Source organism: Methylobacterium sp. J-118, from assembly GCF_057836565.1.
The window spans coordinates 5,366,041-5,393,022 of the sequence record NZ_JBYQFA010000001.1 but is presented as its reverse complement, the minus strand read 5'-3'; the positions used below and the strand labels follow the sequence as shown (position 1 = coordinate 5,393,022).

Sequence of the window (26,982 nt, the reverse complement as noted above, 5' to 3'; positions counted from 1 at the left end):
GCCCCGCGCGCAGAGTCCCCGGAACAAGGGTCCCGATGGCGGACGAGACGACGTCGGCAGGCAGGCCCCGGGGGAGGGCGCGGCGCGTGGGGGGCTTCTGCCTCGTGAGCGCGCTCGCCCTGGTACTGGTCCTCGGCGCCGGGATCGGCTCGATGGCCCTGCGCCTGTCGAACGGACCGCTGCAGATCGACGGCCTGTCGCGCCGGGTCGCGGCCGCGGTGGCCGAGCGGATCGGCCCGGGCTGGAGCATCGGCATCCGCGGCAGCAGCCTCGAACTCGACCGCGAGAACGCCCTCAGCCTGCGCTTCTCCGGGCTCGACATCCGCAATCCGCAGGGCGCCCTCGTGGTGCGCGCGCCCCTGGCGCTGGTCAGCCTCGATCTGTGGGGTCTCCTGCGGCTCAACCTGCAGCCGCGCGCGATCGAGTTCCGCGAGACCCAGACCACCGCGCTGATTCACCGGGACGGCTCGATCGCCTTCGCGGCCTCAGAGGCCAACCGCCCCGTCGACATCGAGCCGGTCACCCCGCCGAGCGTGGACGGGGTGCGGGGCAGCGTCTCGCCGCTCTCGGCCGCCATCGCGTCGATCTTCGGGGTGGTGCTCGATCCGAGCGGCGTGGTCGGCGCCCTCGACCGGGCGCGCGTCACCGATGCGCGGCTGCGGCTGATCGACGAGGAGGGCCACGAGCGCGCGGTGTTCGCCCGGGTCAACGGCCTGTTCGGGCGCGATCCGGTCAACGGCACCCGGAATTTCGAGCTTCGGCTCGACGGCCCGCACGGGGAATGGCGGTTCGGCGGCTCGCTGCGCGACGGCGGCGAGGGGCAGGAGCGCTCGGGCCGCATCACCCTCGACGACCTGCCGGTCACCGATCTGCTGCTGCTCTCGGGCCAGTCGGAGGTGCCGCTGACCACCGACCTGAAGGTCTCCGCCCGCGCCGACGTGAGCCTGGCGGCCGGGCGCGTCCGGACGATGACCGCCAAGCTGCATACCGGCGACGGCACCTTCCTGATCGAGGAGAAGGACTTCAACCCGGTGACGGTCGAGAGCCTCGACGCGTCGCTGGACTGGGACGAGGCCGGCCGGGTGATGGCGCTCACCGGCCTGGACTATCGGGGCGCCGGCAACGCCGTGCACCTGAGCGGGGCGTGGGCGGGCAGCCCACCGGGCGCGGGCACGGCCTGGACGGCGACGCTGACGGGCCGCGACGCCACCCTGCGCGGAGCGACGCCGCAGGACGCGCCGGTGAAGATCAAGGCGATGGACGCGCAGCTCTCGGGCCGGGACGGCGGCATCGCCATCGACGCGCTCACCCTGTCGGCTCCGGGGGTGACCGGGGCGATCACCGGGACGATCGGCACCACGGCGGACGATGGCGGGCTCAACCTCCACATCGTCGGCCGCGACGGCGAGGTCCGGACCGGCCTGCGCCTCTGGCCGGAGCATATCGCGCCGCCGGCCCGGACCTACCTGGTGGATCAGCTCCGGCACGGCCGCGTCGAGTCCGTCGACATCCGGGTGAAGATGTCCGGGACGGTGCTGGCCGCCGCCACCCGGGGCGAGCCGGCCCCGGACGACGCGGTCCATATCGACTTCCACGTCTCGGACGCGGCGATCGACGTCACCGCGGACGCGCCGCCGGTGACCAAGGGCAACGTCGTCGGAACCATCACCGGGCGCTCGACGACGGTGCGCAACGTGACCGCCGAGGTCCACGGGCCGGACGGGCGCGGGCTGGCGATCACGGACGGCAGCTTCGTCATCCCGCAGATCACCCCCGACCGGGTGGTGGCGCAGATCGGCATGCGGCTCTCCGGGGGCGCCGACGGGATGGCGTCCGTCCTCCAGGCGAAGCTGTTCAAGAGCGTGATGAGCGTCGATCTCGACCCCGCCACGATCAAGGGCAGCGCCGACCTGCGCGTCGATTTCCCCCTCGACCTCAAGCACATCGTCGATCTGCCCGACCTGCCGGTGACGCTGACCGGCACGCTGGCCGACCTGTCGGTCGACAAGGTGATGGGCAAGGACCGGCTGGAGGCGGGCCGGTTCTCCCTGTCGTATGATCGCGGCGCCTTCAGCTTGAAGGGCGATGGCCGGGTGGCGGGCGCCCCCGTCTCGGTCGAGCTGCGCCAGCCGAAGGTCGGCCAGCCGGGCGAGGCGGTGGTCAACCTGTCGCTCGACGACGCCGTCCGGGGCCGCAAGGGCCTGCCGACGGCGCCGCAGCTCACCGGCACGATCCCGGTCCGCGCGGTCGTGCCGATCGGCCGGCCCGGGACGGGCAAGCCGCCGATCAGGGTCGAGGCCGATCTCGCCAAGGTCGGGATCGACGGGCTGCTGCCGGGGCTGACGAAGCCGGCGGGCAAGCCGGGACGGCTGACCTTCACCCTCGTGGATAGCGGCCAGGGCCTCGACCTGCGCGACTTCGCCTTTGACGCGGCCCCGGCCTCCGCCCGCGGCACCGTCGCGATCAGCCCGGAGGGCGGCCTGGAGCGGGCGGAGCTGACGAACGTCAAGCTGTCGCCCGGCGACGACCTGCGGGTCAGCCTCGACCGGACCGGCGGCGGCTACAAGGTCGTGGTCCGGGGCGCGGTGGTGGATGCCCGGCCGTTCCTGAAGTCCCTCGGCGGACCGGACGGCAAGGGCGGCAAGGAAGCGAAGGATACGAACCCGAAGGATATCGACGCCGACATTCAGGTGCCGATCGTCACGGGCTTCAACGACGAGGCGCTGACCGGCGCCAACCTGCGGCTGTCGCTGCACGGCAAGACCCTGCGGGCCGCCACCATCACCGGGCGCTTCCGCGCGGCGCCCTTCGCCGCCTCCGTCGCCCGGGGCGAGCGCGGCGTGCCGACGCTCGCGGTGGATTCGGCCGATGCCGGTGCGACCCTGCGCTTCGTCGACGTCTACCGGCGGATGTATGGCGGCCGGCTCAATGCCGGGATCGGCCTGAATGACGGCCCGCAGGCGGGCGTCGTTCAGATCCGCGACTTCATCCTGCGCAACGAGCCCGCCCTGTCGAGCATCATGGCGCAGGGGCCGGAACCGGCCGATACCGACGCCGCCCGGGGGCGCCGGATTGCCCCGGGCCGGGGGGCGAGCGACGTCACCTTCGACCGGATGCGGGCCAACTTCGTGCGCAGCGGCAGCCGGGTCGATTTCAGCGACGCGGCGATCTCGAACGCCGCCATGGGCTTCACCCTGTCGGGCTGGCTCGATACCAGCCGCGAGCGCACCGACATAACCGGCACCTTCGTGCCGCTCTACGGGCTCAACAACGTCGCCTCGCAATTGCCCCTGCTCGGGCCGCTGCTCGGGGGCGGGCACAACGAGGGCCTGTTCGCGGTCAATTTCCGCGTCTCCGGCAAGCTCGCCACGCCGGACGTGAGCGTGAACCCGCTCTCGGCCATCGCCCCGGGCTTCCTCCGCAAGCTGTTCAGCGCCGGCGGCGGCCCGTTCGCGGACGGGATGCCGACGGTGGCGCAATAGGCTTCGCCCTGGAAAGTCGTCGCCGGCTTTCGGGGGAGACTGCGCCTGAAACGATTGGCGCACCCGCCGGCGCCCCCGGCCCTGGCGCCGGTCTATCGCGTGCAGCAAAAAACCCGGCGCGGCGAACCGCACCGGGCTGAACGCGAAGTCGCAAAACACTACTTCTCGACGAAGGCCTTCTCGATCACGTAGTGGCCGCCCTCGCCGTGGTTGCCTTCCTCGTAGCCGCCGCCCGAGAGCAGCTCGCGGGTGTCGCGGATCATGTCGGGCGAGCCGCAGAGCATGAAGCGGTCGGCCTCGACCGACATCGCCGGCAGTCCAATGTCGGAAAAGAGCTTGCCCGAGACCATCAGATCGGTGATCCGGCCGCGGTTGCGGAACGGCTCGCGGGTCACGGTCGGGTAGTAGATCAGCTGGTTCGAGATCATCTCGCCCAGGAACTCGTGCTTGGGCAGGGACTCGGTGATGGTCTCGCCGTAGGCGAGCTCCTGGACCTGCCGGCAGCCATGGACCAGCACGACCTTCTCGAACCGGTCGTAGGTCTCCGGGTCCTTGATGATCGACAGGAACGGGGCGAGCCCCGTGCCGGTGCCGAGCAGGTAGAGGTGCCGGCCGGGCAGGAGATTGTCGAGCACCAGGGTGCCGGTGGGCTTCTTGCCGACGATGATCGGATCGCCGACCTTGAGATGCTGGAGCTTCGAGGTCAGGGGGCCGTCCTGGACCTTGATCGAGAAGAACTCCAGTTCCTCCTCGTAATTGGCCGAGACCACCGAGTAGGCGCGCAGCAGCGGCCGCCCCTCGACCTCCAGGCCGATCATCGTGAATTCGCCGTTGCGGAACCGGAACGCCGGGTCCCGCGTGGTGCGGAACGAGAACAGGTTGTCGGTCCAGTGGTGCACCGACAGCACGCGCTCCTCGTAGAACTTGCTCATCGACGGATCAGTCCTCGAATCCTCTGATGCTCGGCACACGGTCCCGACGATCCGGGTCTTATGGTTCGGCGGATCCCCGCCGAACCACCCGGATTCGGATGATGGATATACAGGCGCTGCTTCTTTCGCAGTTGCAGCACGCCCGTCAAGGCGCGCTGGGATCACACCCGCGGAAGAAGTGAACGGCCTGGAATCGTTCGAATATTGAGCCTCCCCGGTGCCGTCCGCAGCGCCGTCCCGGACATGGCAGGGTTGTCGCCGGACGGGGCGGCGGTCAGCCGATGGTTCCGGGCCGGAGGGGCTTCAGCCCGGCCTCGATCTCGGCCCGGCGCGGCTCCAGGAACGGCGGCAGGGCAAGGCGCTCGCCCAGGGTCTCCAAGGGCTCGTCGGCGGTGAAGCCGGGCCCGTCGGTGGCGATCTCGAACAGGATGCCGTTGGGCTCGCGGAAGTAGAGGCTGCGGAAGTAATAGCGGTCCACGGGTCCGCTGGTCGGCACCCGGGCCGCCTTGAGCCGGTCGGCCCAGGCTCCGTAATCCGCGTCCGGGATGCGGAAGGCGACGTGATGCACCGCCCCCGCCCCCTGCCGGCTCGGCGCGGACGGATCGGCCAGGAGCTGGATCTCGGCGGCCGGGCCGCCGGGTCCCATGGCGTAGACCGCGACGGGCCCGTCCGGCGTCTGGAACGCCCGGTCCCGGCGCATGCCCAGCACCGCGGTCAGCACCGCCGCCGTGCGCCCGGGATCCGGCACCGAGAGCCGGATCGGCCCGAGGCCGCGGATCTGGTAGGCGGCCGGCACCGGCGAGCCGTCCCAGGGATGCTCGGGGCCCGTCCCGCCATCGTCCACGAGGGCGAGGCGCTGGCCCTCCGGGTCCTCGAAATCGACGGTGAGGCGCCCGTCGCGCGGGACGGGCTCGGCCTCCACGATCCCGGCCTCGCGCAGGCGCGCGTGCCACCAGGCCACGGCGGCCGCCCCCGGGACGCGCAGATGCGTCCGGGTGATGCTGTTCGAGCCGCGCTGCTCCCGGGGCGCAGGCCAGTCGAAGAAGGTGATGTCGGTGCCGGGGCTCGCCAGACCGTCCGCGTAGAACAGGTGGTAGGCCGAGACGTCGTCCTGATTCACGGTCTTCTTGACGAGGCGCAGCCCCAGCGTGCCGGTGTAGAACGCGACGTTCTCCGCCGCGCGGGCGGTCACCGCGGTGAGGTGGTGGATGCCGGTGAGCTGCATGGGGGTCCGGGGGTTCAGGCCGATCGGCCTCAGGTGGGGATTGGAGCCGGCGTTGCGAGGGCGGGGCCATGATGTACGAAACCGACGTCGTCCTGCCGCCGCTGCATCCCGGCGAGGTTCTGCGCGAGGATTTCCTGATTCCCTCGGGATTGTCCGCCGGGTCGGTCGCGCGTGCCTGCCACGTTCCGCGCACGCGGATCGAGCGGATCGCCGCCGAGCAGATCGGGGTCTCCACCGACACGGCGCTGCGCCTGGGCCGCTTTTTCGGGACGCGCGCGGAGTTCTGGCTCAACCTGCAACGCCAGTTCGAGCTGGAGACCTTGAGGCGGACCCTTGGGCCGGAGATCGAGCGGATCGCTCCCCTGGCGAGCGAGGCGGCTTAAGAATAGCAACACAGGACTGCCGCGGTTCGTCAGAGCCCGGAAAAGGCTGTTGCGCCTAGCGAATCGACATCCTGGCTTCGGTCGTCATGGCCTGCCCATGCCGGATAACGGCTTGCGGGCCGCGTGGCGAAACCGCTGCACGACGACCTCATCGTCGCCCATGAAATAGTCGATGTGGTAGGGATAGGGTGTCAGGAAGATGCGCCGAACTCCGGGATCGACGTCCGCGCGCCGATATGAGGATGATCGCGCACGACTGCGATGAGGGCTGTCAGCCGCGCTTCGACCTTGGCTGCGCCCTGCGGGGATTGCGCCGCGATGTGGCCCAGGGCGCGGTCGATCTGCTGCAGGGCACGCCGCTGAAAGCGAAGCCTCAAAGGCGATACTTGGTCAGGACGGCCTCGACTTCGGCCTCCGTCGCGAAGTCCCCGCGCATCCTCTCGGCCTGCGCCTCGATGAGATCGGTGACTTCATCAGCCGTGAGTTCGATCACGGCCTCGTCCCGGCCCGCATAGGCCAGCACGAGCCGAGCGATCTCGTCCTGCATCTCGGGGGACAGCGCGCGGGCGGTCTGCACGGCTCGGTCAAGAAGCTCGGTCATGCGTCCACCATTGCCTCAACCGCCGCTCGAGAAAAGCGACAGCCTGTTCGACCCGAGATAATCTCCAGGGCTCCGCCCTGGACCCGCGAAAGGTCTCGACCTTTCGAAACCATGACGGGAGCGAACCGCGCGCGCCCGTCGAACAGGCCCTCAGAGACCGACCGGCCGTCCCGCGGCGACCACCAGCATCTTCCCGTCCGCGAAGGTGCGGGCGGCGGCACGGCGGATGTCGGCCTGGGTGACGGCCGACACCAGGGCGTTGCGGCGGGCGATGTAGTCCATGCCCAGCTCCTCGAAGGCGATCTGCACCAGCTGGTGGGCGATCTTGGTCGAGGTGTCGAAGCCCAGCGCGTAGGAGCCGGTGAGATAGTCCTTGGCCTTCTGCAGCTCGTCGTCGTCCGGCCCGTCCGTGATCAGCCGGCCGATCTCGTCGCCGATCACCGACAGCGCCTCGCCGACGCGCTCGTTCTTGGTGGCGGTGTAGCCCCAGGTCATCGAGGCCGACCGGTGGCTGACCAGCGAGGTCCCCACCGAGTAGGCCAGCCCGCGCTTCTCCCGCACCTCCTGGAACAGGCGCGAGGTGAACACCCCCCCGCCCAGGATGTGGTTCAGCACGTAGGCCGGGATGAAGTCCGGATCGCGCCAGGGCACGCCGGCCATGCCGAAGCGGATCACCGATTGCGGCACGTCGAGATCGACCACGATCCGCTGGCCGAGACCCTGCACCTCCGTGCGCGGGACCGCCTTGAGCGACCCGGCCTCCGGCAGGGACCCGAAGGCGCGGTTCAGGCCCTCGGCGAGCTGCTCGGCGCCGATGGCGCCCACGGCCGCCACCTTCACCCGGCCGCGCCCGATGATGCGGGCATGCATCGCCAGGAGGTCGTCCCGGGTGATCGTGGCGATGCTCTCCACCGTGCCCGAGGAGGGGTGGGCATAGGCATGGCCGGCGAACGCCTCCTGGAAGAACCGGCGCGAGGCCAGGACACCCGGATCGTTCTGCTGGTAGCGCAGGCCCGCGATGACCTGGCCGCGGACGCGCTCGACGGCGTCGGGATCGAGGCGCGGCTTGGCGAGCGCCAAGGCGAGGAGCCCGATGGCCTCGTCGGCGTGCTTGACCAGCATCTTGAGGGAGCCGCCGACCGCGTCGGGCCCGGCATGGAACGACAATTCGATCGCCCGGGCGGCGAGCCGCTCCTGGAACATGTCGGAGGTCAGGTCGCCCGCCCCCTCGTCGAGGAGCCGCGCCAGCATCTGCGCACAGCCGGCCTTGCCGGCCGGGTCCTGCGCGGCACCGCCCTCGAAGGTGAAGGCGAGGGCGATCATCGGCACCACGGGGGATTCGACGTGCCACGCCTCGACGCCGGCGGCGGTGGCGACCGGCAGCGCCGTGGTGGGCGAGTTGGCGGCGGGGGCGACGGTCTCGACCAAGGTCTCGGTCAAGCTCATGGGAACCTCTTGTCTCTGTCTCGGGCGGCGGCGGAGCGGGCCAAGGCTCCCGTTCGGTGCGCGCCCCGACACCGCCCGGCGGCGGGCGGACGGGGCCGCGCGCGGGGTTACTCGGCGGCCATCGCCACCGGGGCGTCGGGATCCTGCGCCTTGGTCAGGTAGCCGGTGACCGAGCGCGCCGGCGTCAGCCAGCGCTCGGCGGTGGTCTTGAGGCGATCCTGCGTCACCGCCTCGATGTCGGTCGGCCAGCGGCGGACCTCCTCGATCGTCTCGCCGATCGCCAGGGCCGAGCCGTAGATCCGGGCGAGCGACGACTGGCTGTCCGACGAGTAGACGGTCTCGGCCACGAGGCGGGTCTTGGCGCGCTCGATCGCCTCGGCGTCCAGGGCCTCCGCGGGGGCGCGGCGCAGGACCTTGTCCACGGCCTCCTCCAGCTTCTCCAGGGGCACGCCCTCGGCGGGGATCGCGTAGACGGAGAAGCGGGTGTCGTCGATCGCCGAGCCCATGTACCAGGCGCCGGCATTGACCGCGAGGCCGGTCTCCAGGACCAGCTTGCGGTAGAGATAGGAGGTCGAGCCGCCGCCCAGCACCTCGGCGAGCAGTTCGAGGTCGTGGCAGCCGCCGTCGCGGGCGGTGATGCAGGAGGGCGTCAGGTAGAGCCGCTGCAGGGTCGGCTGCTCGACCTTCGGGTCGGCGACCGCGACCCGGCGGAGCGCCTTCGGCTCCGGCTCCCGGGGGCGCAGGCGCTCGGGCCGGGCACCCTGGGGCGTGACGTGGCCGTAGGTGGTCTCCGCGAGCCGCCGGACCTCGTCCGGGGTGACGTCGCCGGCCACCACCAGGATGGCGTTCTCGGGGGTATAGAAGCGCTTGTAATAGGCCAGCGCGTGCTCGCGGTTCAGCCCCTCGATCTCGTGCATCCAGCCGATGATCGGGATGCCGTAGGGGTGGTGCACGAACAGGCCGGCCGCCATCGCCTCGGAGAGCTGGGCGGAGGGGTCGGTCTCGACCCGCATGCGCCGCTCCTCCAGCACCACGTCGCGCTCGGGGGCGACGACGGCGTCGTCGAGGACGAGGCCGCTCATGCGGTCGGCCTCGAATTCCATCATGGTGCCGAGATGGTCCCGGGCGACCCGCTGGAAATAGGCGGTGTAGTCGTAGCTGGTGAAGGCGTTCTCCTGGCCGCCGAGGCCCGACACCGCCTTCGAGAAGGCGCCGACCGGGTGCGTCTCGGTGCCCTTGAACATCAGGTGCTCGAGGAAGTGGGCGATGCCCGACTGGCCCAGCGGATCGTCGGCCGAGCCGTTGCGGTACCAGATCATGTGGGTGGCGACGGGGGCTCGGTGATCGGGCACGACCACCACGTCGAGGCCGTTGTCGAGGGTGAAGGCCGTGACCTCCGGTCCGCCCGCCTCGGAACGCCCGAACGGCGCGGCCTCGCCCCGGCCGGCGCTGGCGCCGAAGGGCGAGCCCGGACGCAGCGGGAAGAGGGGGGGCGTCGCCGTCCTGAACAGGTGCATTCCGCTTTCCTTCTGCCGGCCCCGCCGTGCGCCACCGCTCGGGATGCGCGCGGGTCGGGACCGTCCTGGCCTCCGGCGGGCAAGAACCGCACCGGGGCAAACACCACATGTTGCCACGCCGGGCCGCCGTTGCAACAGCGCCACGGCGCTCCGGTTACTGCTGCGCCCGCTGGCGGAGATAGGCCTGCGGATCCGCCTCCTCGCGCTCGCGGCTGGCGTTGTTGATCGGGTCGTTCGACGGCGGGCGCGCCAGCTTCTTCGGCGATTGCCGGTAGCCGGTCGGCGGATCCGTGAGGACGTCGCGGTTCGGCTCCACGTCGGCGGGCTCGGCGTTGGCGCTCTTGCCCTTCAACAGCTCGAAGGGGCTGAGCAGGCTGTCGTCGCGGTTGTTGTCGCCGGGCTTGCGCTCGGCCTCGGTGGTCACGTTCGCGCCGGCGCGGCGGCCGTTGCGGATCTCGTCCACCGAGAGGGTGGCGTTGTTGTCGTCGTAGCGACCCCGGGCCTGGCTGCCCGTCGGGCGGCGGCGCTCCGCGGCGGCATGCTCGCGCTCCACGATCTCGGGATCCTTCGGCCAGGCGGTGCTGGTGGAGCGGGCCCGGGGCTGGGGCAGGGCCTTGCCGTCGATCTTCGGCGGCATCACCAGCGGCGGCCGCTCGTGATAGTCGATCGGGTCCTGGCGCTTCTCCAGCAGGCCGATGCCCGACAGCGCGTCGCGCATGAACTCGCCGCGCTCCTGCGCCTGGGCGCCGGCCACGAGGAGCGGCGTCAGGGCGACCGCGGCGGGAAGGAGAAGACGAAGCCTGCGATGCGCGGTCATGCTGCCTCACGGGTTCCGGACGGGGGAGTCCGGCTCAGGGATCGCCGCGGCGCGGCCCGATCCGACGGGTCCCGGCCTGAGACCGGTTTCCGGCGATCGTATGGCGCCTTGGCTACGTCGCGCCAGGGCGATCGGGCAGGGCGCCCATTGTGTCGCACGGATCACAGGCGCGGGGCCGGATCGCCCGGCGCGGGCGCCGTCCGTCCCCTGCGGCCGGCCGGGGACAGGCTGTCGAGGATCAGGCCGATCACCCCGGCCACGATCGCCGCGTCGGCCACGTTGAACACGTACCAGGACCAGCCGCCGGCATGCAGGTGGACGAAGTCGAACACCGCCCCGTAGACGGCCCGGTCGACGGCGTTGCCGAGCGCGCCGCCGACGATCAGCCCGAGGGCGACCGCGAGGAGCCGCGAGCCCGCCCGCATCATCCAGATCCCGAGCCCGAGGGCGGCGGCGAGCGACAGGACCACGAGGAGCCAGCGCCCGAGCCCGCCCTCCTGCTGGAACAGCCCGTAGGAGACGCCCCGGTTCCAGACCACCACGAAGTCGGCGAAGGGCGCCAGCCGCCAGGGCTGGGTCAGGACGAGGTCGGTGCCGACATAGAGCCCGAGCTTGGAGGCCTGGTCGAGCACCAGGGTGAGGAGGAGGGCCAGCAGGCCGGCGCGGGCGGGGGTCATGGGCGTCGATCCCAGCACGCGTCTCCCTCCCCCCTCTGCGGGGGAGGGTACCCTGCGAAGCAGGGGGGGAGAGGGGAGCGCCGGGGCAGAAGAACGCAGTGTCCTTCATATCGGTCGCGCCCTCTCTTGAAGCCGCGCTCCCCTCTCCCGACCCCCTTCGGGGGCCACCCTCCCCCGCAGAGGGGGGAGGGCGATGTCGCGAGCGATCTCACGCCGCGCTCGCCTCCGGATGCGCCGCGTCCCACTCGCGCAGGGCCTGGGCGTCGCGGGGGGTCACGTCGGGAAAATCCGGATCGCTGCCCACGTCCGGGCTGACCCGCCAGGAGCGGGCGCATTTGCGCCCCGCGGCCGGGCTCGGGACCACGGCGACGCCGCGGACCTCGTCGAGGCGGAAGGCGTCGGCCGGGCCTTCGCCCGCCACCACGGTGATGTCCGAGGTGATGCAGGTATCGGCGAAGGCACAGCCCTCCAGCGCGGCCAGAAGCTCCGGATCGGCCACGTAAACGGTCGGCGCCGCCTCCAGGCTCGCGCCGATCCGCTTGGCCGCGCGCTCGATCTCCAGGGCGCCGGTGACCACCCGCCGCACCCGCCGGATTTTCTGCCAGCGCTCCGCGAGGGCGTCGTCGCGCCATGCGGCCGGGGTGTCCGGCAGCGTCTGGAGATGCACGGAGCCATCCGCGGACGGGTAGCGGTCGAGCCACGCCTCCTCGGCGGTGAAGGCCAGCACCGGGGCGAGCCAGATCGCCGCCCGGTGGAATGCCGCGTCGATCACCTGCAGGGCCGCCCGGCGGCGGACCGAGGAGACGGGATCGCAGTACAGGGCGTCCTTGCGCACGTCGAAGTAGAAGGACGACAGGTCGCCGGTCATGAAGCCGTTGAGCAGCGCCACCACCCGCTTGGTGTCGAAGGTCGCGTAAGCCTCGCGGATCTCGCCGTCGAGCTCGGCCAGCCGGTGCAGGATCAGCCGCTCCAGCTCCGGCATTTTTTGGAACTCGACGTCATCGCCCGGCACCCGATGCGCCAGGGAGCCGAGCATCCAGCGCAGGGAGTTGCGCAGCTTGCGGTAGGTCTCCGCAAACGTCTTGATGATCTCCGGTCCGATGCGCAGGTCGTCGGTATAGTCCGAGGCCGCCACCCACAGGCGCAGGATGTCGGCGCCCGAATCCTTGATCACGCTCTGGGGCGCGACGACGTTGCCCTTCGACTTCGACATCTTCAGGCCCTTGGCGTCGAGGACGAAGCCATGGGTCAGGACGATGTCGTAGGGCGCCCGGCCGCGGGTGCCGGAGGATTCGAGCAGCGAGGACTGGAACCAGCCCCGGTGCTGGTCCGAGCCCTCCAGGTACATCACCCGGTCCTGGCCGCCGTCGCGGACCCGCCGCACCCCGGCCAGCCCCGGGAAGGCCTCCGGATCGTCCAGCACGAAGGCGTGGGTCGAGCCCGAATCGAACCAGACGTCGAGGACGTCAGTGACTTTTTCGTAAGACGCCGGGTCGTGGTCGGGCGCGAGGAACCGCGCGGCGGCATCGTCCCGGAACCACGCGTCGGCGCCCTCCGTGGCGAAGGCGTCGCGGATGCGGGCGTTGACGGAAGCGTCCTTCAGGATCTCACCGGTCTCCCTGTGGACGAAGACGGTGATCGGCACGCCCCAGGCGCGCTGGCGCGAGACCACCCAGTCCGGCCGGTTCGCGACCATGCCGGTGATGCGGTTCTTGCCTTGCGGCGGGACCCACTGGGTGTCGTCGATGCCCTGGAGCGCCACCTCGCGCAGGGACCGGTTGCCGAGGCTGTCCACCGCCCGGTCCATGGCGATGAACCATTGCGGCGTATTGCGAAAAATCACCGGCTTCTTGGAGCGCCAGGAATGCGGGTACTGGTGGCGCAGCACGCCGCGGGCGACGAGCGCCCCGGCCTCGGTGAGCGCGGCGATGACCGCCTTGTTGGCGTCGCCCTTCTCGCCCTTGTCGGTCAGGACGCGCTTGCCCTCGAAGCCGGGGGCGGCCTTGGTCAGGGCGCCGTCGGCATCCACCGTGTAGGGGATGGCCGGGTCGATGCCGCGCTCGGCGAGCAGACGGCCGCTCGCCATCCACAACTCGAAATCCTCGCGGCCGTGGCCCGGCGCCGTGTGGACGAAGCCGGTGCCGGACTCGTCCGTGACGTGGTCGCCGTCGAGCATCGGGACGGCGAAGCCGTAGCCGAGCGCCGCCAGGGGATGGTTCAGGGTGAGCGCGGCGAGAGCCTCCGGACGCACGTCGCCGACGCGCTCGAACGCCTCGACGCGGGCAGCCTTGAACACCGTGGCGGCCAGGCTGTCGGCGAGCACATAGGTCTGGCCGGGGGTCGCCCAGTTGTCGGCGGGTGCCTGCGTGACGCGGTAGAGCCCATAGGCGATCTTTTTGGAATAGGCCACGGCGCGGTTGCCCGGCATGGTCCAGGGGGTCGTGGTCCAGATCACGACCCGGGCGTCTTTCAGCGCCGCGTCGGCTCCGTCCCGGATCGGGAACGCCACGAACACGGTGTCGCTGACGTGCTCCTCGTACTCGACCTCGGCCTCGGCGAGCGCGGTCTTCTCGACCACCGACCACATCACCGGCTTCGAGCCGCGATAGAGCTGGCCCGACATCGAGAACCTCATCAGCTCGTCGGCGATCACCGCCTCGGCCGGGTAGGCCATGGTGGCGTAGGGGTGGTCCCAGTCGCCGGTGCCGCCGAGGCGCTTGAATTCCTCCCGCTGCACGTCGAGCCAGTGCGCCGCGAAGGTCCGGCATTCCTGCCGGAACTCGATCACCGGCACGTCGTCCTTATTGCGGCCCTTGGCGCGGTACTGCTCCTCGATCTTCCACTCGATCGGCAGGCCGTGACAGTCCCAGCCCGGGACGTAGTTGGCATCGAAGCCGAGCGCGCCTTGCGAGCGCACCACGACGTCCTTCAGGATCTTGTTGAGCGCCGTGCCGATATGGATGTTGCCGTTGGCGTAGGGCGGGCCGTCGTGCAGGACGAATTTCGGCCGGCCCCGGCCGCGGGCGCGCAGCTTGCCGTAGAGGTCGATCTCGTTCCAGCGCGCGATGAGGAGCGGCTCGCGGACCGGCAGGCCGGCGCGCATCGGGAATTCGGTCTGCGGCAGGAACAGGGTCTTGGAATAGTCGCGGGCGGGCGCGGCGGGCGCAGTCTCGGGGGTGGTCATCGGATCTCGCATCGGCGGTCGGGCCGGCGGCGGACGGCCGGCAGGTTCGGGTCAGGCGGCAGGAGGATCCCGGACCTCCGCGCGGCCGCGCCGAAGCGGGCCCTCAGGCGGAGGCCGGGCCGGTAATTCGAATCGGGCGGCCGGGGCCGCGCGGGGCGCACGAAGCGGGCATGACGCGTTCTCTATCAGCCGCCCCGGCCCGAGGCCAGCGGCAGGGCCGATCACGCGAATGCGAGCGCGGATGAGACCTTTCGGCGCCTGGGCCGTTGACCCGGACATTCTCCGCGCCCGAGGCGGCGCGGAGCCGTCCTAGAGGAAGACCGGAGAAACCCCCATGAAAAAGATTCTGATCACGACCCTCGCCCTGGCGCCGCTGGCCTTCGCGGGTGCCGCGCAGGCCCAGGGCACGGCCCGCGGCGCCCAGCGCGGCGCCGAGGACGGTGCGGCCGCGGCCGGCCCGGTGGGCGGGGTCGTCGGCGGTGCCATGGGCGCGGCCACCGGCACCGTCGGCGGCGTGCTCGGCACCGATCCGGATCCGGCCCGCCGCGCCCGCGAGGATCGCCGCGAAGAGCGCCGCGAGGATCGGATGGACCGCCAGGAACGCCTTGGTCGCTGAGCTGATCCCGGCCGGTCGCCTCAGGCGGCCGGCCGCGCCTCCCGGCGGATCGTCTCCTGCGCCAGGAGATACAGGCCGGACCCGACCACGATCATGGCGCCCGCCACGGTCCAGCGGCTCGGCAGGTCGCCGAACAGCAGGAAGCCGAAGGTCACGGACCAGAGCAGCTGCGTGTAGATGAACGGCGCCAGCACGTTGGCCGGCGCCCGGGCATGGGCCAGCACCAGCAGCCAGTGGCCCAGCGTCCCGAACAGGGCGACCCCGAGCAGCAGCGCCCACTGGGTCAGGCTGGCGGGGCTCGACCAGATCCACGGCAGGAGCGGGGCCATCAGGCCGAGGCCCGCGAGCCCGGTGTAGAACATGGTGGTGGCGGTGGAATCGTAGGCCGCGAGCTTGCGCGTGATGATCGCGTAGAAGGCGTAGACGACCACGTTGGCCACGCATAGGAGCGCGGCCGGGTGCATCCCGCCGACCCCCGGGCGCACGATCACCAGCACGCCGAGGAAGCCGACGCCGATCGCCGCCATCCGCGCCCGGGAGGACCATTCGCCCAGCAGCGGCCCGGCGAGCAGAGCCACCGTCAGCGGCGCGGCGAACTGGATCGAGATCGTCTCGGCCATCTGCAGGTAGCGCAGGGCCAGGAAGTTCAGGGCCGTGGAGGCGAAGAGCAGCAGCGAGCGGATGATCTGCAGCGGCAGCCGCCGGCTCTTCACCACGGCGGGGGTGCGCACCGGGTTGATGAACAGCGAGATCATGGCGACGCTCGCCGCGTAGCGCATGAAGGTGGTGACCAGCGGGTCGACCCCGGCCCGGGCCAGCGTCTTGCCGCAGGCGTCGAGGCTCGCGAAGAAGGCGACCGCCCCGCACATCAGCGCGATGCCGACGAGCCTCCGGCGGCCGGCGAGATCCGCGTCGGGGGCGGGGCGCGCGGGGGCGATGTCATCGGTAACGGACGTCGCGACCCGCGTGCGCATCTCGGCTCAACCTCGCTGGAGGCCGATACTCCTGCCACGCGCGCGCCCGCTCCGGTATCGGCCGGCTTGCAGGGGAACCATGCAGGCGGCACGGTCGGCAGGCGGCCGGCTCAGCGCTTGGCCGCGACCTTCTCGGCCGACGCGGTCCGGGTCGCCGCCTTGGCGAGCTTCGGCTTCGACGGCGTCGCGCCGGCGATCAGGGTGGCGAGGTGCGTCTGGTCGAGACCCGAGACCGGACCGATCCCCGCCGCCGGCACCACCGGGGCGGGCGGGGCGCCCGCGGCGGCGAGCGGACGCTCGACCCGACGGGGCTCGATCGATCCCGTCACGGCCGGCTCGGACGCGGCGGCGGCCGCCACGGGGAGCGCGGCCTCCCTCTGCACGCGCAGGGTCCAATGGGCGGCGGTGGACAGCGCGGCGACCGCCAGGATCGCCTTGATGCCGCCGGTGAGCAGGGCTCGCATGATCTCAGGCCCGAAAGAACGCGGTTACGCCGGACCGGATCCCCGGCCTCGTGGCATCATCGCCCCGGAGCGTGAACGAAGCCGCAATCGCCCCGGGCGGGCCCGTCCCGGAACGGGTCAGGTCCGCGCTGCTGGGTGTCGAACGGGGGAAGCGATGTGGGCCTTGCGCCGAACCCGCGGTTCCTGTTCCCCGCGCTCCCGACACTCCTGCAGCGACTCGGCCCACTGAGCCTCACAGGAACGACCCAGAGAACTGGTCCGGACCGCCCCGTCACTACCGACCCCGCTGCCATGCAGGCCCGAGCGGGCTCGCGAAACCTTCAGGCGCATCGGCGGCCGGGGACAGCCCGTGTAGAGGCTGACAGCCGAGCCGGCAACAGAGGCGGGATCGTTTCGGCGCCCCCGCGGCGATCAGCGCGTCACGGCGGCCGCGGCGAAGCGCATCAGGGCCGCGATGTCGGCCTCGCCGGCCTGTGCGGCGAGGTGCCGGTAGAGGCCGGCATAGCCGGTGAAGACCTGCCGGCCGGCCGCGTCCGCACCGAGGAAGTCGGCGATCTCCGCCATCTCGGGCGCCCAGCGGTAGGCCTTCGGCGCCATGTCGGGCAGGCCCTTGGCGAAGCGGGCCAGCAGCGCCGGCTCGTTCTCGGCGAGTTCGGCCAGGAGGGCCGGGCCGGCCCCAGCGCGCTCGGCGGCCAGGATCATGATCGCGGCGAGCGCCGTCAGGCCCTTGTTGAGGCCGGCATAGCTCATCTTCAGGCTGGAGGCGGCGCCGACATCCCCGGGGCAGACGCGCAGGTCGAGGCCCAGATCGCGCAGGACCAGGGCCGGGGCGGTGTCGGCGCCCGAGACGTAGACGCGCGGCCCCTTGGTGCCGGGCTGCGGCGGCAGGCCCAGGATCGCCCCGTCGAGGAACGGCGCGCCGGTGGCGGCGACGATCCCGGCGATGCGGCCGACCGTATCCGGGCTGACGGCGTTGGCGTCGATGTAGACCGGCTTGCGTGGGGCGGCCGCCAGGGCGGGCGCGAGGCGCCGGGCCAGCGCCTCCGCGTCGGCGGGGGGCACGATGGAGAGCACGAGGTCGGCGGCGGCGAGGTCGGCATCCGCCGCGTGGACCATCCCGGCGGCCTCGGCCCGGGCCCGGCTCGCAGCCCCGCGCCCGTCGAGGGCGGTCAGGACGCGGGCGCCGTGCTGGACAAGCCGGGCCCCGACGGCGCTGCCCATGGCGCCGGGGGCGATCACCGCGATGGTGGGCATGGAATGGCTCCGACGGGACGAGAGGGGTGCCTTGGTGAGGACCGATATACGCCCGTCGGGAAATGCCGCACCAGGGTCTCTCCGAACGGCTCGGCCCATCGAAGAGCGCGCCGCGATCGCCTTTACGGGCCCCGGCTGCGCCGGTATCTTCTCCCCCATGTCCGATCCTGCGGTGCGCCCTGCCGAGCCATCCGGGCCGTGGCGTCTGAAGGATGCCAGCGCCCGTTTCACCGAACTGGTTCGCCGCGTGCGCAGCGATGGTCCGCAGCACGTGACCGTCGACGGTCAAAACACTGTCGTGGTGATCTCCGCCGAGGAGTTCCGCCGCCTCACCGCGACGGCGACAGGAAAGGCGCTGGTCGAGGTCCTGCAGGCATCGCCCCATCGCGATGTCGATCTCGAGCCCGAACCGGTCATGATGTCCGTCCGCGACGTCGATCTGTGACGCGCTGGCTGCTCGACACCAATATCCTGTCAGAGCTGCGCCGCCCTCGACCGGAGCAGCGCGTTGTCGCGTTCATGACCACGCAGCCGCTCGAAGCGTTGTACGTGAGCGTGGTAACCTTCGCCGAGTTGCGGTTCGGCATCGAGCGGCTGGCCGACGGCCCCCGCCGCACAGAGCTGACCGACTGGCTGAACCGGCAGCTCCGCCCGATGTTCGGACCGCGCGTCCTGCCGATCGACGAGGATGTGATGGTGCGCTGGCGGTTCCTCGTCGATGAAGGCCGGCGGAGCGGGCATACGTTCTCTCAGCCCGATCTGCTCATCGCCGCGACCGCGCTGGTATCAGGACTGACGCTGGTCACACGCAACACCGCGGACTTCGTCGCCGCGCGCGCCCCGCTCCTCGATCCCTGGAGCGACCCGCTGCCGTGAGCAGCCAGCCGCTTAGGAGCCCCCGGGGGCCTACCGCAGCGAGCCGCAGAACCGCTGGATGCGCCGGCAGGCTTCCTCCAGCACCGCGTTCGAGGTTGCGTAGGAGATGCGCAGGTTCGGGCCGAGCCCGAAGGCCGAGCCGTGCACCGCGGCCACGCCCTCGGCCTGGAGCAGCTCCGTGACGAAGTCCTCGTCGGTCTCGATGGTCTTGCCGGCTTCCGTCCTCTTGCCGATCAGGGCGGCACAGGACGGGTAGACGTAGAAGGCGCCCTCCGGCGTCGGGCAGGTCAGGCCGTTGGTCTGGTTGAGCATCGACACGACGAGGTCGCGCCGGCCCTGGAAGGCCGCGCGGAACGTGGCGAGGTGATCCTGCGGCCCGTCGAGGGCGGCGACCGCGGCCCATTGCGCGATCGTGGTGGCGCCCGAGGTCTGCTGGCCCTGCACGAAGTCCATCGCCTTGATGAGTTTTTCGGGCCCGGCCGCGTAGCCGATCCGCCAGCCGGTCATGGCGTAGCCCTTCGAGACGCCGTTCATGGTCAGCGTGCGCTCGATCAGCTGCGGCTCGACCTGGGCCGGGGTGACGAATTCGAAGTCGCCGTAGGTCAGGTGCTCGTAGATGTCGTCGGTCAGGATGTGCACGTCGGGATAACGCAGCAGCACGTCGGTGAGCGCCTTCATCTCGTCGCGCGTGTAGGCGGCCCCGGACGGGTTCGAGGGTGAGTTCAGGACGATCCACTTGGTCTTCGGGGTCAGCACCCGGTCGAGCTCCTCTGGCTGGAGCTTGAAGCCGTGGTCCATGTCGGTGTCGGCGAAGACCGGGGTGCCGCCGCACAGCCCGACCATCTCCGGGTAGGACACCCAGTAGGGGCGGGGGATCACGACCTCGTCGCCGGGGTTCAGGGTGGCGAGGAACGCGTTGTAGAGCACCTGCTTGCCGCCGGTGCCCACGATGGTCTGCGACACCGTGTAGTCGAGCCCGTTCTCGCGCTTGAACTTGCGCACGATCGCCTCGCGCAGGGGCGCGATGCCGGAGACCGGCGGGTAGCGGGTCTCGTTGCGGTGGATCGCCTCGATCGCGGCCTGCTTAATGTGGTCCGGCGTGTCGAAATCCGGCTCGCCCACCGACAGGCTGATGACGTCGACGCCGGACGCCTTCAGGTCCCGGGCCTTCTGGGTCATCACGATGGTCGCGGACGGCTTCACCCGCGAGAGGACGTCGGCGAGGAGAGCCATGATGTGTCGATCTCCGTGAGGGGCGCGACAGTCTTGGGCGCCCGCAATGCGGGCGGGACCCTAGGCCGACGGTGCGGTGCGGACAAGGCTGCGCGGCCGGCCCGATTCCATGCTAGTCTGGTGCCGAACCAAAGCGGGCGATTGACGCGGGCGACTTATGCCACCGGCCGAGACGATCAGTGTGACGCTGCCCCCCGAGACGGTCCGCGCCCTGCGCGAGCGCGTCGAGGCCGGCGAATACGCCTCGCTCGGGGCGGCCATGGAGGACGCGGTACAGGCCTGGCAGAGCCGGCGCCGGGAGGATGCCGAACGCCTCGACGCGATCCGAGCCCGCATCCGTCAGTCTCTCGACGACCCGCGGCCGCCGCTGAGTCTCGATGCGGTGAGAGCCCAGATCAAAGCGCTTCACGCCGCGACCTTGAAAGCCCATGGGAATGCAGCGCGCTGAAGTCGTCTTCCTCGCGGAAGCCGAGTTCGATTTGCTGCAGATCTACCAATGGGTCTACGACGCGAGTCGCGATCCGGACGTTGCCGACCGGTTTCTGGACCGGCTCGTCGGTCGGTGCGAGCGTATCGGCGACGCGCCGCATGGGGGCCGCCCGCGCGATGATCTGGAACCCGGGCTGCGGACGGTGTCGTTCGAGCGTTCGGCGGTGATCGCCTATCGGGTCGACGACGATCAGGTGCGAATCGTCAACGTCTTCTACGGAGGGCGGAACGTCGACGCTCTGTTTCAGGACCGGGATCGAGAGGACGGAACGGGCTGAGGCCGCGCCCGCGCCTTAGCCGCCAGCCTCAGCGCCCTCGCGCCGGCCGACCCGCACCCCTATCTCTTGTCGATGACCCCGCTCTCCGTCCTCGACCTCTCCTTCGTCAGCGCCGATTCGACCCCGGCGCAGGCGCTGCACGACACCCTGGCGCTCGCCCGGCACGTCGATGGGCTGGGCTACACTCGCTACTGGCTCGCCGAGCACCACGCGCTGCCGAACGTGGCGAGCCCGGCTCCCGAGATCATGATCGGCCAGATCGCCGCCGCGACCCGCCATCTCCGGGTCGGCTCGGGCGGGATCATGCTGCCGAACCACGCGCCGCTGATGGTGGCCGAGCGCTTCCGGGTGCTGGAGGCGCTGTTCCCCGGCCGGATCGATCTCGGCCTCGGGCGCGCGCCGGGCACCGACGGCCTCACGGCCCGGGCGCTGCGCCGCCGGGAGGCGCCGGGGGAGGGCGGCAACGACGACTTCCTCGACCGCCTGCAGGAGCTGCTGTTCTGGGACGCGGGCTTCCCGGAGGGGCACCCGTTCGCCCGGATCACGGCGAGCCCGGCGGATGTGAGGCTGCCGCCGCTCTTCCTGCTCGGCTCCTCCGACTACAGCGCCCAGCTCGCCGGCGAGATCGGCTGCGGCTTCGGCTTCGCGCAGCACTTCTCCGGGATGCCCGCCGAGGCGCCGATGCTGGCCTATCGCCGCCTGTTCCGGCCGACGCGGCTCGGCGCCCGGCCACACGCCATCCTGACCGTGGCGGCGATCTGTGCCGCCACCGATGCCGAGGCTGAGCGGCTGGCCGCGAGCGCCCGCCTGTCGACGCTCCGACGGGAGCGGGGGGAGTACCGGCCGCTGCCGAGCCTCGCGGAGGCGCTGGCCTATCCATATTCCGAGGCCGAGCGGGCCCAGATCGAGCGCGGCCGTGACAAGCTGCACGTGGGCGGCCCCGAGACCCTGCGGGCGCGACTTGCGGAGCTGGTCGAGCACACGCAAGCGGACGCGCTGATGATCGTCTCGGCGATTCCCGACCAGGCGGCGCGGCGGGAATCCTACACGTTGCTGGCGCGGGCCTGGGGCCTTGCGGGGACCGTCGGATAGGGAATCCCGCACTCTATCCCGGCGGAATACGGCCGATTGCGCCCCAGATACCTTCTATCTGGTGCATGGATACGGGCCAACGCCTCACCAAAAAAGACGTCTGTTCCGTGAAATCAATTTACGAGGCCGCGACGGGAAGTTAAAACACCCGAAACCGAACGGACGGGCGCCGCCATGAGCCAGACTGCCGCGAATCCAGCGCGCGCTGCGCCGGCCGCTCGGACCCTCGTGGTTGTGGTGCACGGTCTCGGAAGTTCGGCGCACCGTCTGCGCGACGTCATCGCCGCGGCCCGGATCGCCTACGGACCGGATACACAGATCTTCGCCCCGGACCTTCCCCATGGGAGCTGGCTCTCCGGGGCACGGGCCGGCGCGATCATCGGCCTCCTGCTCGACGGCATCGACGAGCAGGTGCGCCTGCGCGAGCCCGACCGGATCGTCCTCGTCGGCCACAGCGTCGGCGCCACAGTGGCACGGCGCCTGTTCCTGGTCGCGGCCGGCTGGCCCAGCAACTTCCGGCAGGAGCGCGATCTCGGCCATCAGAGGCCGCGCGACTGGGCCTACAAGGTCGAGCGCATCGTCATGCTCGCAGCCTTCAACCGCGGCTGGAAGATCTCCGAGCGGATGAGCTGGTACTACACCATCCTGTTCAACCTCGTCGGCCTGTTCGGTCACATTCCGACGCCGGGGAAAGGCTGGACCCCGACCGCCTTCGATTTCCGGCTCGGCGCGCCGTTCATGGCGCAGACCCGGCTGCACTGGCTCGCCTATCGCAGGAACCCGCCGCCCCACCTCGTCGACAAGGATCGTCCGATCCTCATCCAGATGCTCGGCACGCAGGACGACTTGATCTCGCCGGTCGACCAGGTCGACCTCGCGGTCGACGGCAGCAAATGGGCCTTCCAGGAGACCGGCTACACGGCAGCCCCCGCCGGTCCGACCCAGCAGGACTACTTCCTGATCGAGTTGCCCGACACCGACCATGCACAGGCGATCACGCTCGCGGGCGATCCGGCCGCCCTCCGGCGCGGGCATCTGGTCCAAACGGCCCTGACGGCCACGCGCCCCACCTTGGCGAAGGCCGCCCTCGATCCGGCCCTGCTCGTCGATGAGATCGACGCCGTCGATTTCGATGTCGGCAACACGGTGTTCGTGATTCACGGCATCCGCGACGACGGATTCTGGACGCACCGGATCGCCGAGAAGGTCCGGGACAATGGCGGCAAGGCCGAGAGCGGGGTCACGCAGTTCCGAAGCTGGACGCCCAGCTACGGCTACTTCGCGATGCTGCCGTTCGTGCTGCCGTGGATCCGGCGCGAGAAGGTCGAGTGGTTCGCCGATCAGTATGTGACGGCCTTCGCGCAGTACCCGAAATCCGACTTTCACTATGTCGGGCACTCGAACGGCACGTACCTCGCCGCGCGGGCGCTGACCGACTATCCGGCGATCCACTTCAGGCACGTCCTGTTTGCCGGCAGCGTCGTGCGCCGCGACTACCCGTGGGCGCAGATGCTCAATAATGGACGCATCACGGCCTTCCAGAATATTGTGGCGGCTGACGATTGGGTGGTCGCCCTGCTGCCGAAGAGTGTCGAGTGGATCCGCGCATTCGATCTCGGGGGCGCGGGCTTCGACGGCTTCCGGGATGCCGGGCTGCGGCCGGCCCTCACCGAGTACCGCTACCTCCTGGGCGGACACGGGGCCGGGATCGGGGAGGCGCACTGGCCCGAGATCGCCGCTTTCATCGTGGGCGGGAAACCCTTTCCGCCCAACCCGACGCGGACGGTGCCGGGTCTTCACGATACGGCCCCCGATCCGACCCTCGCGATCCTCGGCAGGCTGCGGATCGGCCTGCCGGCGCTCGTCCTCGCCGGCGGTCTCGCCTGCTACCTCGCTTGGTCCCACGGCGGCCTCTTCGGCCTGTTGCTCGCGATCCTCGTGCTCCGCTTCATCGTGCTGCGGGTGTGATGCGAAGGCTGTGAACGCAGGCGTTCCGGGGCGACGGAGCGGATGTCCGTCCGGCGCCCCGGATGCTCAGCGCCCGAACAACCGTCCGAGGCGACCGAGCAGGCTCGGTCCCTTCTCGCCAGCCTGTGAAGCCGCCGGCTGGGACGCCTGGATCGTGGGTGCCAGAACCAGCCCCAAGGCCGCCGTATCGGTGGTCTCGCGGTCGATCAGGATCAGGCTGCCGGTCTCGCGATTCTCCGCGTAGGCGTCCACCGCCACCGGCCGGTCGAGGCGCAGGGACACGTCGGCGATGTCGTTGGCCGACAGGCGCTCGGCCGGGCCGGGCTTGCCGGTCTCCGGGTCGATCCGCGAGACGATCCGCTCCACGGTCGCGGTGACCGTGGCGGTGCCGATCTTGGCGAACAGGCTGGCGCCCGGGCTGAGATCGGTCTCGGCCGCCCAGAACAGGCGGGCGTCCAGCGTCTCGGTGACCCGCATCGGCGCGTCCGTCGCGACGATCACCTGCCCGCGGGAGGCGTCGATCTGGTCGGCGAGCACCAGGGTGACCGACTCGTCCTCGCCGGCCTCCGCCAGGTCGCCGTCGGCGGTGTAGATCCGCGCCACCGTGGAGGTCCGGCCGGAGGGCTGGACCGTCACGGAATCGCCCGGGCGGACCCGGCCGCTGCCGATCCGGCCGCTATAGCCGCGGAACTCGGAATTGGGCCGGTTGACCCACTGAACCGCCATCCGGAACGGCGCGTTCAGCGCCTCCGCGTGGACCGGCACGGTCTCCAGGTAGCGGAGCAGCGGACCGCCCGTGTACCAGGGCGCCGCGACCCCGGCCTCCACGACGTTGTCGCCGTTCTTGGCCGAGAGCGGGATCGCCTTGACCTCGGAGAAATTCAGCCCCCGGGCGAAGTCGGAAAAACCCGCCACGATGCCGTCGAAGGTGCCCTGCGCCCAGCCGGCGAGGTCCATCTTGTTCACCGCCAGCACGACCCGGCGGATCCCCAGATTCGAGACCAGCAGCGCGTGGCGCCGGGTCTGGCGGGTGAGCCCCTGACGGGCGTCGACCAGGATCACCGCCACGTCCGCCGTCGAGGCGCCGGTGGCCATGTTGCGGGTGTACTGCTCGTGGCCGGGGGTGTCGGCCACGATGAACGAGCGCGTGTCGGTGGAGAAGAACCGATAGGCGACGTCGATGGTGATGCCCTGCTCGCGCTCGGCCTGGAGGCCGTCCACCAGCAGCGCGAGGTCCATCTCCGCGCCCTGCGTCCCGTGCTTGCGCGAGTCGCGCTGGAGCGCCGAGATCTGGTCGTCGAAGATCTGCTTGGTGTCGTGCAGGAGCCGGCCGATCAGGGTCGACTTGCCGTCATCCACGGAGCCGCAGGCGATGAAGCGCAGCACGGCCTTGTTCTGGTGGGCGGCCAGGAACGCCTGATAGGTGGCGGCACGGTCACCGAACGCGGTGGGAGCCTGGTGCACCGTCATCAGAAATAGCCCTCCTGCTTCTTGCGCTCCATGGCGCCCGCACCGTCCTTATCGATCACCCGGCCCTGGCGCTCCGAGGTGCGCGCCGCCAGCGTCTCGCCGACGATCTCGGGCAGCGTCGCCGCGTCGCTCTCCACCGCGCCGGTCAGCGGGTAGCAGCCGAGCGTCCGGAACCGGACGAGGCGCTGCTGCGGAACCTCGCCGGGCTCCAGGGGCAGGCGGTCGTCGTCGACCATGATCAGCTGGCCGTCGCGCTCCACCACGGGGCGCTCCTTCGCGAAGTAGAGCGGCACGATCGGAATGTTTTCCTGCTCGATGTAGAGCCAGATATCGAGTTCGGTCCAGTTCGAGAGCGGAAACACCCGCAGGGACTCGCCGCGCTTCTTCTTGAGGTTGTAGAGGTGCCAGGGCTCCGCGCGCTGGCGCTTCGGGTCCCAGCGGTGCTGCGCGGTGCGCAAGGAGATGATCCGCTCCTTGGCGCGGCTCGCCTCCTCGTCCCGGCGGGCGCCCCCGAAGGCGGCGTCGAACTTGTACTTGTCGAGGGCCTGCCGCAGGGCCTGCGTCTTCATCACGTCGGTATGGACCTCGGAGCCGTGGCTCACCGGCCCGACCCCGCGGGCGAGCCCGTCCGGGTTGGTGTGGACCAGAAGATCGAGGTCGAGTTCCTTGGCGCGGGCGTCGCGGAAGGCGATCATCTCGCGGAACTTCCACGTGGTGTCGACGTGGAGCAGGGGGAACGGCAGCCGCCCGGGCGCGAAGGCCTTGAGCGCCAGGTGCAGCAGCACCGAGGAATCCTTGCCGATCGAGTAGAGCATCACCGGGTTCTCGGCCTCGGCGACCGTCTCCCGGAAGATGTGGATGGCCTCGGCCTCCAGCCGCTTGAGGTGGCTGAGGCGGTCGGCAGGGGCGCTCGGCTGCACGGCGGCGGCGAGGGCGGCGCTCATCGGGCGAACTCCGGCTGGCGGGTCTTCACGTCTGGATTGCTTTCGAAGATTGCGGGCTCCTGGCCCGGTTGCACCGACGCGGAGGGCTGGCCGACATGCAGGCCGCACTCCTTCTTGTCTTCCTGCTCCCACCACCAGCGGCCGGCGCGCTCCGGCTCGCCGAGCTTCACCGCGCGGGTGCAGGGGGCGCAGCCGATCGACGGGAAGCCGCGGTCGTGCAGCACGTTGTAGGGCACGAAATTGTCGCGCACGAAGCTGTCGACCTGCGCCCGCGTCCAATCGGCCAGCGGGTTCAGCTTGATCAGGCCGCGCGCGGGGTCGAATTCGGCGAGCGGCGTCTCGGCGCGGTTGGCCGACTGGCCGGCCCGCAGACCCGTGAGCCAGCCGCTGGCGCCCTCCAGGGCGCGGCCCAGGGGCTCGACCTTGCGGAAGCCGCAGCAGGCCTGCCGGGCGGCCACCGAGCGCCGGAAGCCGTTGATGCCCTCGTCCCGCACGAAATCCTCCGCGGCGGCGCGCTCGGGCGCGTAGGCGGTGATCCGGATGCCGTAGGCCGATTCGGTCTCGGCCCAGGTGTCGTAGGTCTCGGCGAACAGGCGGCCGGTATCGAGGGTGACGATCGCGACCCGACCCTTCGTCAGCCCCTTGGCCAGGCCCGCCATGGCCAGCGCGTGCGTGAGCGCCTGATCCTCGACGCCGAGGCTCGTGGTGAAGACGAGGCGGCCGGGAATCGCGGCGGCGATCGCGTGAAGGCGGCCTGGAAGGTCGAGCCCGGACAGCCGCTCCGCGAGGGCTTCGGCCGTCTGTCGGTCAAGACGGGTCATCGCACCATGTCCCGGGGTTCGTGAAGGGATAAGGACGCGGTCGGTGCCGCACCCCGTTGTCGAGGGGTCGAGATGTTCGCTATACCGAACGAAGTCAAGGCGCTTCGGCGCGCTTGTCGGGCCTGGAGACGCGGTCCGGCGTGCGGTTGCACACAGCGGCCGCCGCGGCCCCGCGGCACCCAGGTGAAAAAATCTTCTTCACCGCCCCCGGGCGACCCTGTACCGATCGCGGGCCTCAC

General features: G+C 70.9%; 24 protein-coding genes. 9 read left to right on the top strand and 15 right to left on the bottom strand.

The features are described 5' to 3' along the window. Window positions 1–35: 35 nt before the first annotated feature. A complete protein-coding gene (locus AC3IF3_RS26295) occupies window positions 36–3,482 on the top strand; it encodes a hypothetical protein (RefSeq protein WP_489230875.1) in 3,447 nt (1,148 codons plus the stop codon). 158 nt (window positions 3,483–3,640) lie between these two features. Here the strand turns inward: AC3IF3_RS26295 and AC3IF3_RS26290 are convergent, their stop codons facing one another. Together AC3IF3_RS26290 and AC3IF3_RS26285 are read right to left on the bottom strand one after the other, a co-directional pair. After that, window positions 3,641–4,414: a ferredoxin--NADP reductase gene (locus AC3IF3_RS26290; RefSeq protein WP_489218933.1), complete on the bottom strand. Its 774-nt coding sequence runs from the start codon at window positions 4,412–4,414 to the stop codon at window positions 3,641–3,643. A gap of 274 nt (window positions 4,415–4,688) precedes the next feature. Beyond that, the gene (locus AC3IF3_RS26285; protein ID WP_489230873.1) at window positions 4,689–5,639 is read right to left on the bottom strand and encodes a ring-cleaving dioxygenase; all 951 of its coding nucleotides are present in this window, start codon (window positions 5,637–5,639) and stop codon (window positions 4,689–4,691) included. A gap of 68 nt (window positions 5,640–5,707) precedes the next feature. On the opposite strand from AC3IF3_RS26285, the gene AC3IF3_RS26280 reads away from it, so the two are divergent. Then, complete coding sequence (locus AC3IF3_RS26280) at window positions 5,708–6,022, top strand: HigA family addiction module antitoxin (protein WP_489230872.1); 315 nt, start codon at window positions 5,708–5,710, stop codon at window positions 6,020–6,022. A gap of 373 nt (window positions 6,023–6,395) precedes the next feature. On the opposite strand, the gene AC3IF3_RS26275 is transcribed toward AC3IF3_RS26280, so the two are convergent. The 6 genes from AC3IF3_RS26275 to ileS form a co-directional block, all read right to left on the bottom strand. Further along, on the bottom strand, window positions 6,396–6,623 hold the full coding sequence (locus AC3IF3_RS26275; RefSeq protein ID WP_489230871.1) for a hypothetical protein: 228 nt from the start codon (window positions 6,621–6,623) through the stop codon (window positions 6,396–6,398). A 150-nt stretch (window positions 6,624–6,773) separates the two neighbouring features. Then, window positions 6,774–8,069, bottom strand: coding sequence for a M16 family metallopeptidase (locus AC3IF3_RS26270; protein ID WP_489230870.1), 1,296 nt, complete (start codon window positions 8,067–8,069; stop codon window positions 6,774–6,776). Between the two features lie 107 nt (window positions 8,070–8,176). Continuing rightward, window positions 8,177–9,586, bottom strand: coding sequence for a M16 family metallopeptidase (locus AC3IF3_RS26265; RefSeq protein WP_489230869.1), 1,410 nt, complete (start codon window positions 9,584–9,586; stop codon window positions 8,177–8,179). 154 nt (window positions 9,587–9,740) lie between these two features. Further along, entirely contained in the window at window positions 9,741–10,403 is a 663-nt protein-coding gene (locus AC3IF3_RS26260; RefSeq protein WP_243970313.1) for a hypothetical protein, read from the bottom strand. A 161-nt stretch (window positions 10,404–10,564) separates the two neighbouring features. Next, a complete protein-coding gene (gene lspA, locus AC3IF3_RS26255; RefSeq protein WP_489220420.1) occupies window positions 10,565–11,080 on the bottom strand; it encodes a signal peptidase II in 516 nt (171 codons plus the stop codon). A 208-nt stretch (window positions 11,081–11,288) separates the two neighbouring features. After that, on the bottom strand, window positions 11,289–14,264 hold the full coding sequence (ileS, locus tag AC3IF3_RS26250; RefSeq protein WP_489230868.1) for an isoleucine--tRNA ligase: 2,976 nt from the start codon (window positions 14,262–14,264) through the stop codon (window positions 11,289–11,291). Window positions 14,265–14,598: 334 nt separating this feature from the next. Between ileS and AC3IF3_RS26245 the strand changes: the two genes are divergently transcribed. Next, the gene (locus AC3IF3_RS26245) at window positions 14,599–14,880 is read left to right on the top strand and encodes a hypothetical protein (RefSeq protein WP_489230867.1); all 282 of its coding nucleotides are present in this window, start codon (window positions 14,599–14,601) and stop codon (window positions 14,878–14,880) included. Between the two features lie 20 nt (window positions 14,881–14,900). Here the strand turns inward: AC3IF3_RS26245 and AC3IF3_RS26240 are convergent, their stop codons facing one another. The 3 genes from AC3IF3_RS26240 to AC3IF3_RS26230 all read right to left on the bottom strand — a co-directional run bounded on the left by AC3IF3_RS26240 (window position 14,901) and on the right by AC3IF3_RS26230 (window position 17,572). After that, window positions 14,901–15,854: a DMT family transporter gene (locus AC3IF3_RS26240; protein ID WP_243969308.1), complete on the bottom strand. Its 954-nt coding sequence runs from the start codon at window positions 15,852–15,854 to the stop codon at window positions 14,901–14,903. A gap of 110 nt (window positions 15,855–15,964) precedes the next feature. Further along, on the bottom strand, window positions 15,965–16,318 hold the full coding sequence (locus AC3IF3_RS26235; RefSeq protein WP_489218922.1) for a hypothetical protein: 354 nt from the start codon (window positions 16,316–16,318) through the stop codon (window positions 15,965–15,967). A gap of 411 nt (window positions 16,319–16,729) precedes the next feature. Next, window positions 16,730–17,572, bottom strand: coding sequence for a DUF1932 domain-containing protein (locus tag AC3IF3_RS26230; RefSeq protein WP_243969304.1), 843 nt, complete (start codon window positions 17,570–17,572; stop codon window positions 16,730–16,732). A 157-nt stretch (window positions 17,573–17,729) separates the two neighbouring features. On the opposite strand from AC3IF3_RS26230, the gene AC3IF3_RS26225 reads away from it, so the two are divergent. Both AC3IF3_RS26225 and AC3IF3_RS26220 read left to right on the top strand, forming a co-directional pair. Beyond that, window positions 17,730–18,017, top strand: a complete 288-nt coding sequence (locus tag AC3IF3_RS26225) for a type II toxin-antitoxin system prevent-host-death family antitoxin (protein WP_489230866.1) — start codon at window positions 17,730–17,732, stop codon at window positions 18,015–18,017. Next, window positions 18,014–18,448, top strand: coding sequence for a type II toxin-antitoxin system VapC family toxin (locus AC3IF3_RS26220; RefSeq protein ID WP_489230864.1), 435 nt, complete (start codon window positions 18,014–18,016; stop codon window positions 18,446–18,448). Before AC3IF3_RS26225 ends, AC3IF3_RS26220 begins: the two co-directional genes overlap by 4 nt. Window positions 18,449–18,478: 30 nt before the next feature. Here AC3IF3_RS26220 and AC3IF3_RS26215 read toward each other — a convergent pair whose 3' ends face one another. Next, the gene (locus AC3IF3_RS26215; RefSeq protein WP_243969299.1) at window positions 18,479–19,681 is read right to left on the bottom strand and encodes a pyridoxal phosphate-dependent aminotransferase; all 1,203 of its coding nucleotides are present in this window, start codon (window positions 19,679–19,681) and stop codon (window positions 18,479–18,481) included. A gap of 181 nt (window positions 19,682–19,862) precedes the next feature. Here AC3IF3_RS26215 and AC3IF3_RS26210 point away from each other — a divergent pair, with 181 nt between their 5' ends. The 4 genes from AC3IF3_RS26210 to AC3IF3_RS26195 all read left to right on the top strand — a co-directional run bounded on the left by AC3IF3_RS26210 (window position 19,863) and on the right by AC3IF3_RS26195 (window position 23,508). After that, window positions 19,863–20,129, top strand: coding sequence for a ribbon-helix-helix domain-containing protein (locus tag AC3IF3_RS26210; protein ID WP_489230863.1), 267 nt, complete (start codon window positions 19,863–19,865; stop codon window positions 20,127–20,129). Continuing rightward, a complete protein-coding gene (locus AC3IF3_RS26205) occupies window positions 20,116–20,448 on the top strand; it encodes a type II toxin-antitoxin system RelE/ParE family toxin (RefSeq protein WP_489231371.1) in 333 nt (110 codons plus the stop codon). Before AC3IF3_RS26210 ends, AC3IF3_RS26205 begins: the two co-directional genes overlap by 14 nt. A 72-nt stretch (window positions 20,449–20,520) precedes the next feature. Beyond that, complete coding sequence (locus AC3IF3_RS26200; RefSeq protein ID WP_243969295.1) at window positions 20,521–21,540, top strand: LLM class flavin-dependent oxidoreductase; 1,020 nt, start codon at window positions 20,521–20,523, stop codon at window positions 21,538–21,540. 174 nt (window positions 21,541–21,714) lie between these two features. Then, on the top strand, window positions 21,715–23,508 hold the full coding sequence (locus tag AC3IF3_RS26195) for an alpha/beta hydrolase (RefSeq protein WP_489230861.1): 1,794 nt from the start codon (window positions 21,715–21,717) through the stop codon (window positions 23,506–23,508). A gap of 66 nt (window positions 23,509–23,574) precedes the next feature. On the opposite strand, the gene cysN is transcribed toward AC3IF3_RS26195, so the two are convergent. The 3 genes from cysN to AC3IF3_RS26180 are packed head-to-tail and all read right to left on the bottom strand — an operon-like array spanning window position 23,575 to window position 26,743. After that, window positions 23,575–24,978, bottom strand: a complete 1,404-nt coding sequence (gene cysN, locus AC3IF3_RS26190) for a sulfate adenylyltransferase subunit CysN (RefSeq protein ID WP_489218911.1) — start codon at window positions 24,976–24,978, stop codon at window positions 23,575–23,577. Next, the gene (gene cysD, locus AC3IF3_RS26185) at window positions 24,978–25,922 is read right to left on the bottom strand and encodes a sulfate adenylyltransferase subunit CysD (RefSeq protein ID WP_243969288.1); all 945 of its coding nucleotides are present in this window, start codon (window positions 25,920–25,922) and stop codon (window positions 24,978–24,980) included. The genes cysN and cysD overlap by 1 nt, the downstream gene beginning before the upstream one ends. Continuing rightward, window positions 25,919–26,743 carry a phosphoadenylyl-sulfate reductase gene (locus AC3IF3_RS26180; RefSeq protein WP_489230860.1) on the bottom strand — a complete coding sequence of 275 codons (825 nt, stop codon included), beginning with the start codon at window positions 26,741–26,743 and terminating at the stop codon, window positions 25,919–25,921. The genes cysD and AC3IF3_RS26180 overlap by 4 nt, the downstream gene beginning before the upstream one ends. Window positions 26,744–26,982 lie beyond the last annotated feature (239 nt).

Excerpts from the sequence above, each read along its gene's own strand:
- AC3IF3_RS26295 (WP_489230875.1), top strand. The coding sequence starts at position 36 with ATGGCGGACGAGACGACGTCGGCAGGCAGGCCCCGGGGGAGGGCGCGG.
- AC3IF3_RS26290 (WP_489218933.1), bottom strand. The coding sequence starts at position 4,414 with ATGAGCAAGTTCTACGAGGAGCGCGTGCTGTCGGTGCACCACTGGACC.
- AC3IF3_RS26285 (WP_489230873.1), bottom strand. The coding sequence starts at position 5,639 with ATGCAGCTCACCGGCATCCACCACCTCACCGCGGTGACCGCCCGCGCG.
- AC3IF3_RS26280 (WP_489230872.1), top strand. The coding sequence starts at position 5,708 with ATGATGTACGAAACCGACGTCGTCCTGCCGCCGCTGCATCCCGGCGAG.
- AC3IF3_RS26275 (WP_489230871.1), bottom strand. The coding sequence starts at position 6,623 with ATGACCGAGCTTCTTGACCGAGCCGTGCAGACCGCCCGCGCGCTGTCC.
- AC3IF3_RS26270 (WP_489230870.1), bottom strand. The coding sequence starts at position 8,069 with ATGAGCTTGACCGAGACCTTGGTCGAGACCGTCGCCCCCGCCGCCAAC.
- AC3IF3_RS26265 (WP_489230869.1), bottom strand. The coding sequence starts at position 9,586 with ATGCACCTGTTCAGGACGGCGACGCCCCCCCTCTTCCCGCTGCGTCCG.
- AC3IF3_RS26260 (WP_243970313.1), bottom strand. The coding sequence starts at position 10,403 with ATGACCGCGCATCGCAGGCTTCGTCTTCTCCTTCCCGCCGCGGTCGCC.
- lspA (WP_489220420.1), bottom strand. The coding sequence starts at position 11,080 with ATGACCCCCGCCCGCGCCGGCCTGCTGGCCCTCCTCCTCACCCTGGTG.
- ileS (WP_489230868.1), bottom strand. The coding sequence starts at position 14,264 with ATGACCACCCCCGAGACTGCGCCCGCCGCGCCCGCCCGCGACTATTCC.
- AC3IF3_RS26245 (WP_489230867.1), top strand. The coding sequence starts at position 14,599 with ATGAAAAAGATTCTGATCACGACCCTCGCCCTGGCGCCGCTGGCCTTC.
- AC3IF3_RS26240 (WP_243969308.1), bottom strand. The coding sequence starts at position 15,854 with ATGCGCACGCGGGTCGCGACGTCCGTTACCGATGACATCGCCCCCGCG.
- AC3IF3_RS26235 (WP_489218922.1), bottom strand. The coding sequence starts at position 16,318 with ATGCGAGCCCTGCTCACCGGCGGCATCAAGGCGATCCTGGCGGTCGCC.
- AC3IF3_RS26230 (WP_243969304.1), bottom strand. The coding sequence starts at position 17,572 with ATGCCCACCATCGCGGTGATCGCCCCCGGCGCCATGGGCAGCGCCGTC.
- AC3IF3_RS26225 (WP_489230866.1), top strand. The coding sequence starts at position 17,730 with ATGTCCGATCCTGCGGTGCGCCCTGCCGAGCCATCCGGGCCGTGGCGT.
- AC3IF3_RS26215 (WP_243969299.1), bottom strand. The coding sequence starts at position 19,681 with ATGGCTCTCCTCGCCGACGTCCTCTCGCGGGTGAAGCCGTCCGCGACC.
- AC3IF3_RS26205 (WP_489231371.1), top strand. The coding sequence starts at position 20,116 with ATGCAGCGCGCTGAAGTCGTCTTCCTCGCGGAAGCCGAGTTCGATTTG.
- AC3IF3_RS26200 (WP_243969295.1), top strand. The coding sequence starts at position 20,521 with ATGACCCCGCTCTCCGTCCTCGACCTCTCCTTCGTCAGCGCCGATTCG.
- AC3IF3_RS26195 (WP_489230861.1), top strand. The coding sequence starts at position 21,715 with ATGAGCCAGACTGCCGCGAATCCAGCGCGCGCTGCGCCGGCCGCTCGG.
- cysN (WP_489218911.1), bottom strand. The coding sequence starts at position 24,978 with ATGACGGTGCACCAGGCTCCCACCGCGTTCGGTGACCGTGCCGCCACC.
- cysD (WP_243969288.1), bottom strand. The coding sequence starts at position 25,922 with ATGAGCGCCGCCCTCGCCGCCGCCGTGCAGCCGAGCGCCCCTGCCGAC.
- AC3IF3_RS26180 (WP_489230860.1), bottom strand. The coding sequence starts at position 26,743 with ATGACCCGTCTTGACCGACAGACGGCCGAAGCCCTCGCGGAGCGGCTG.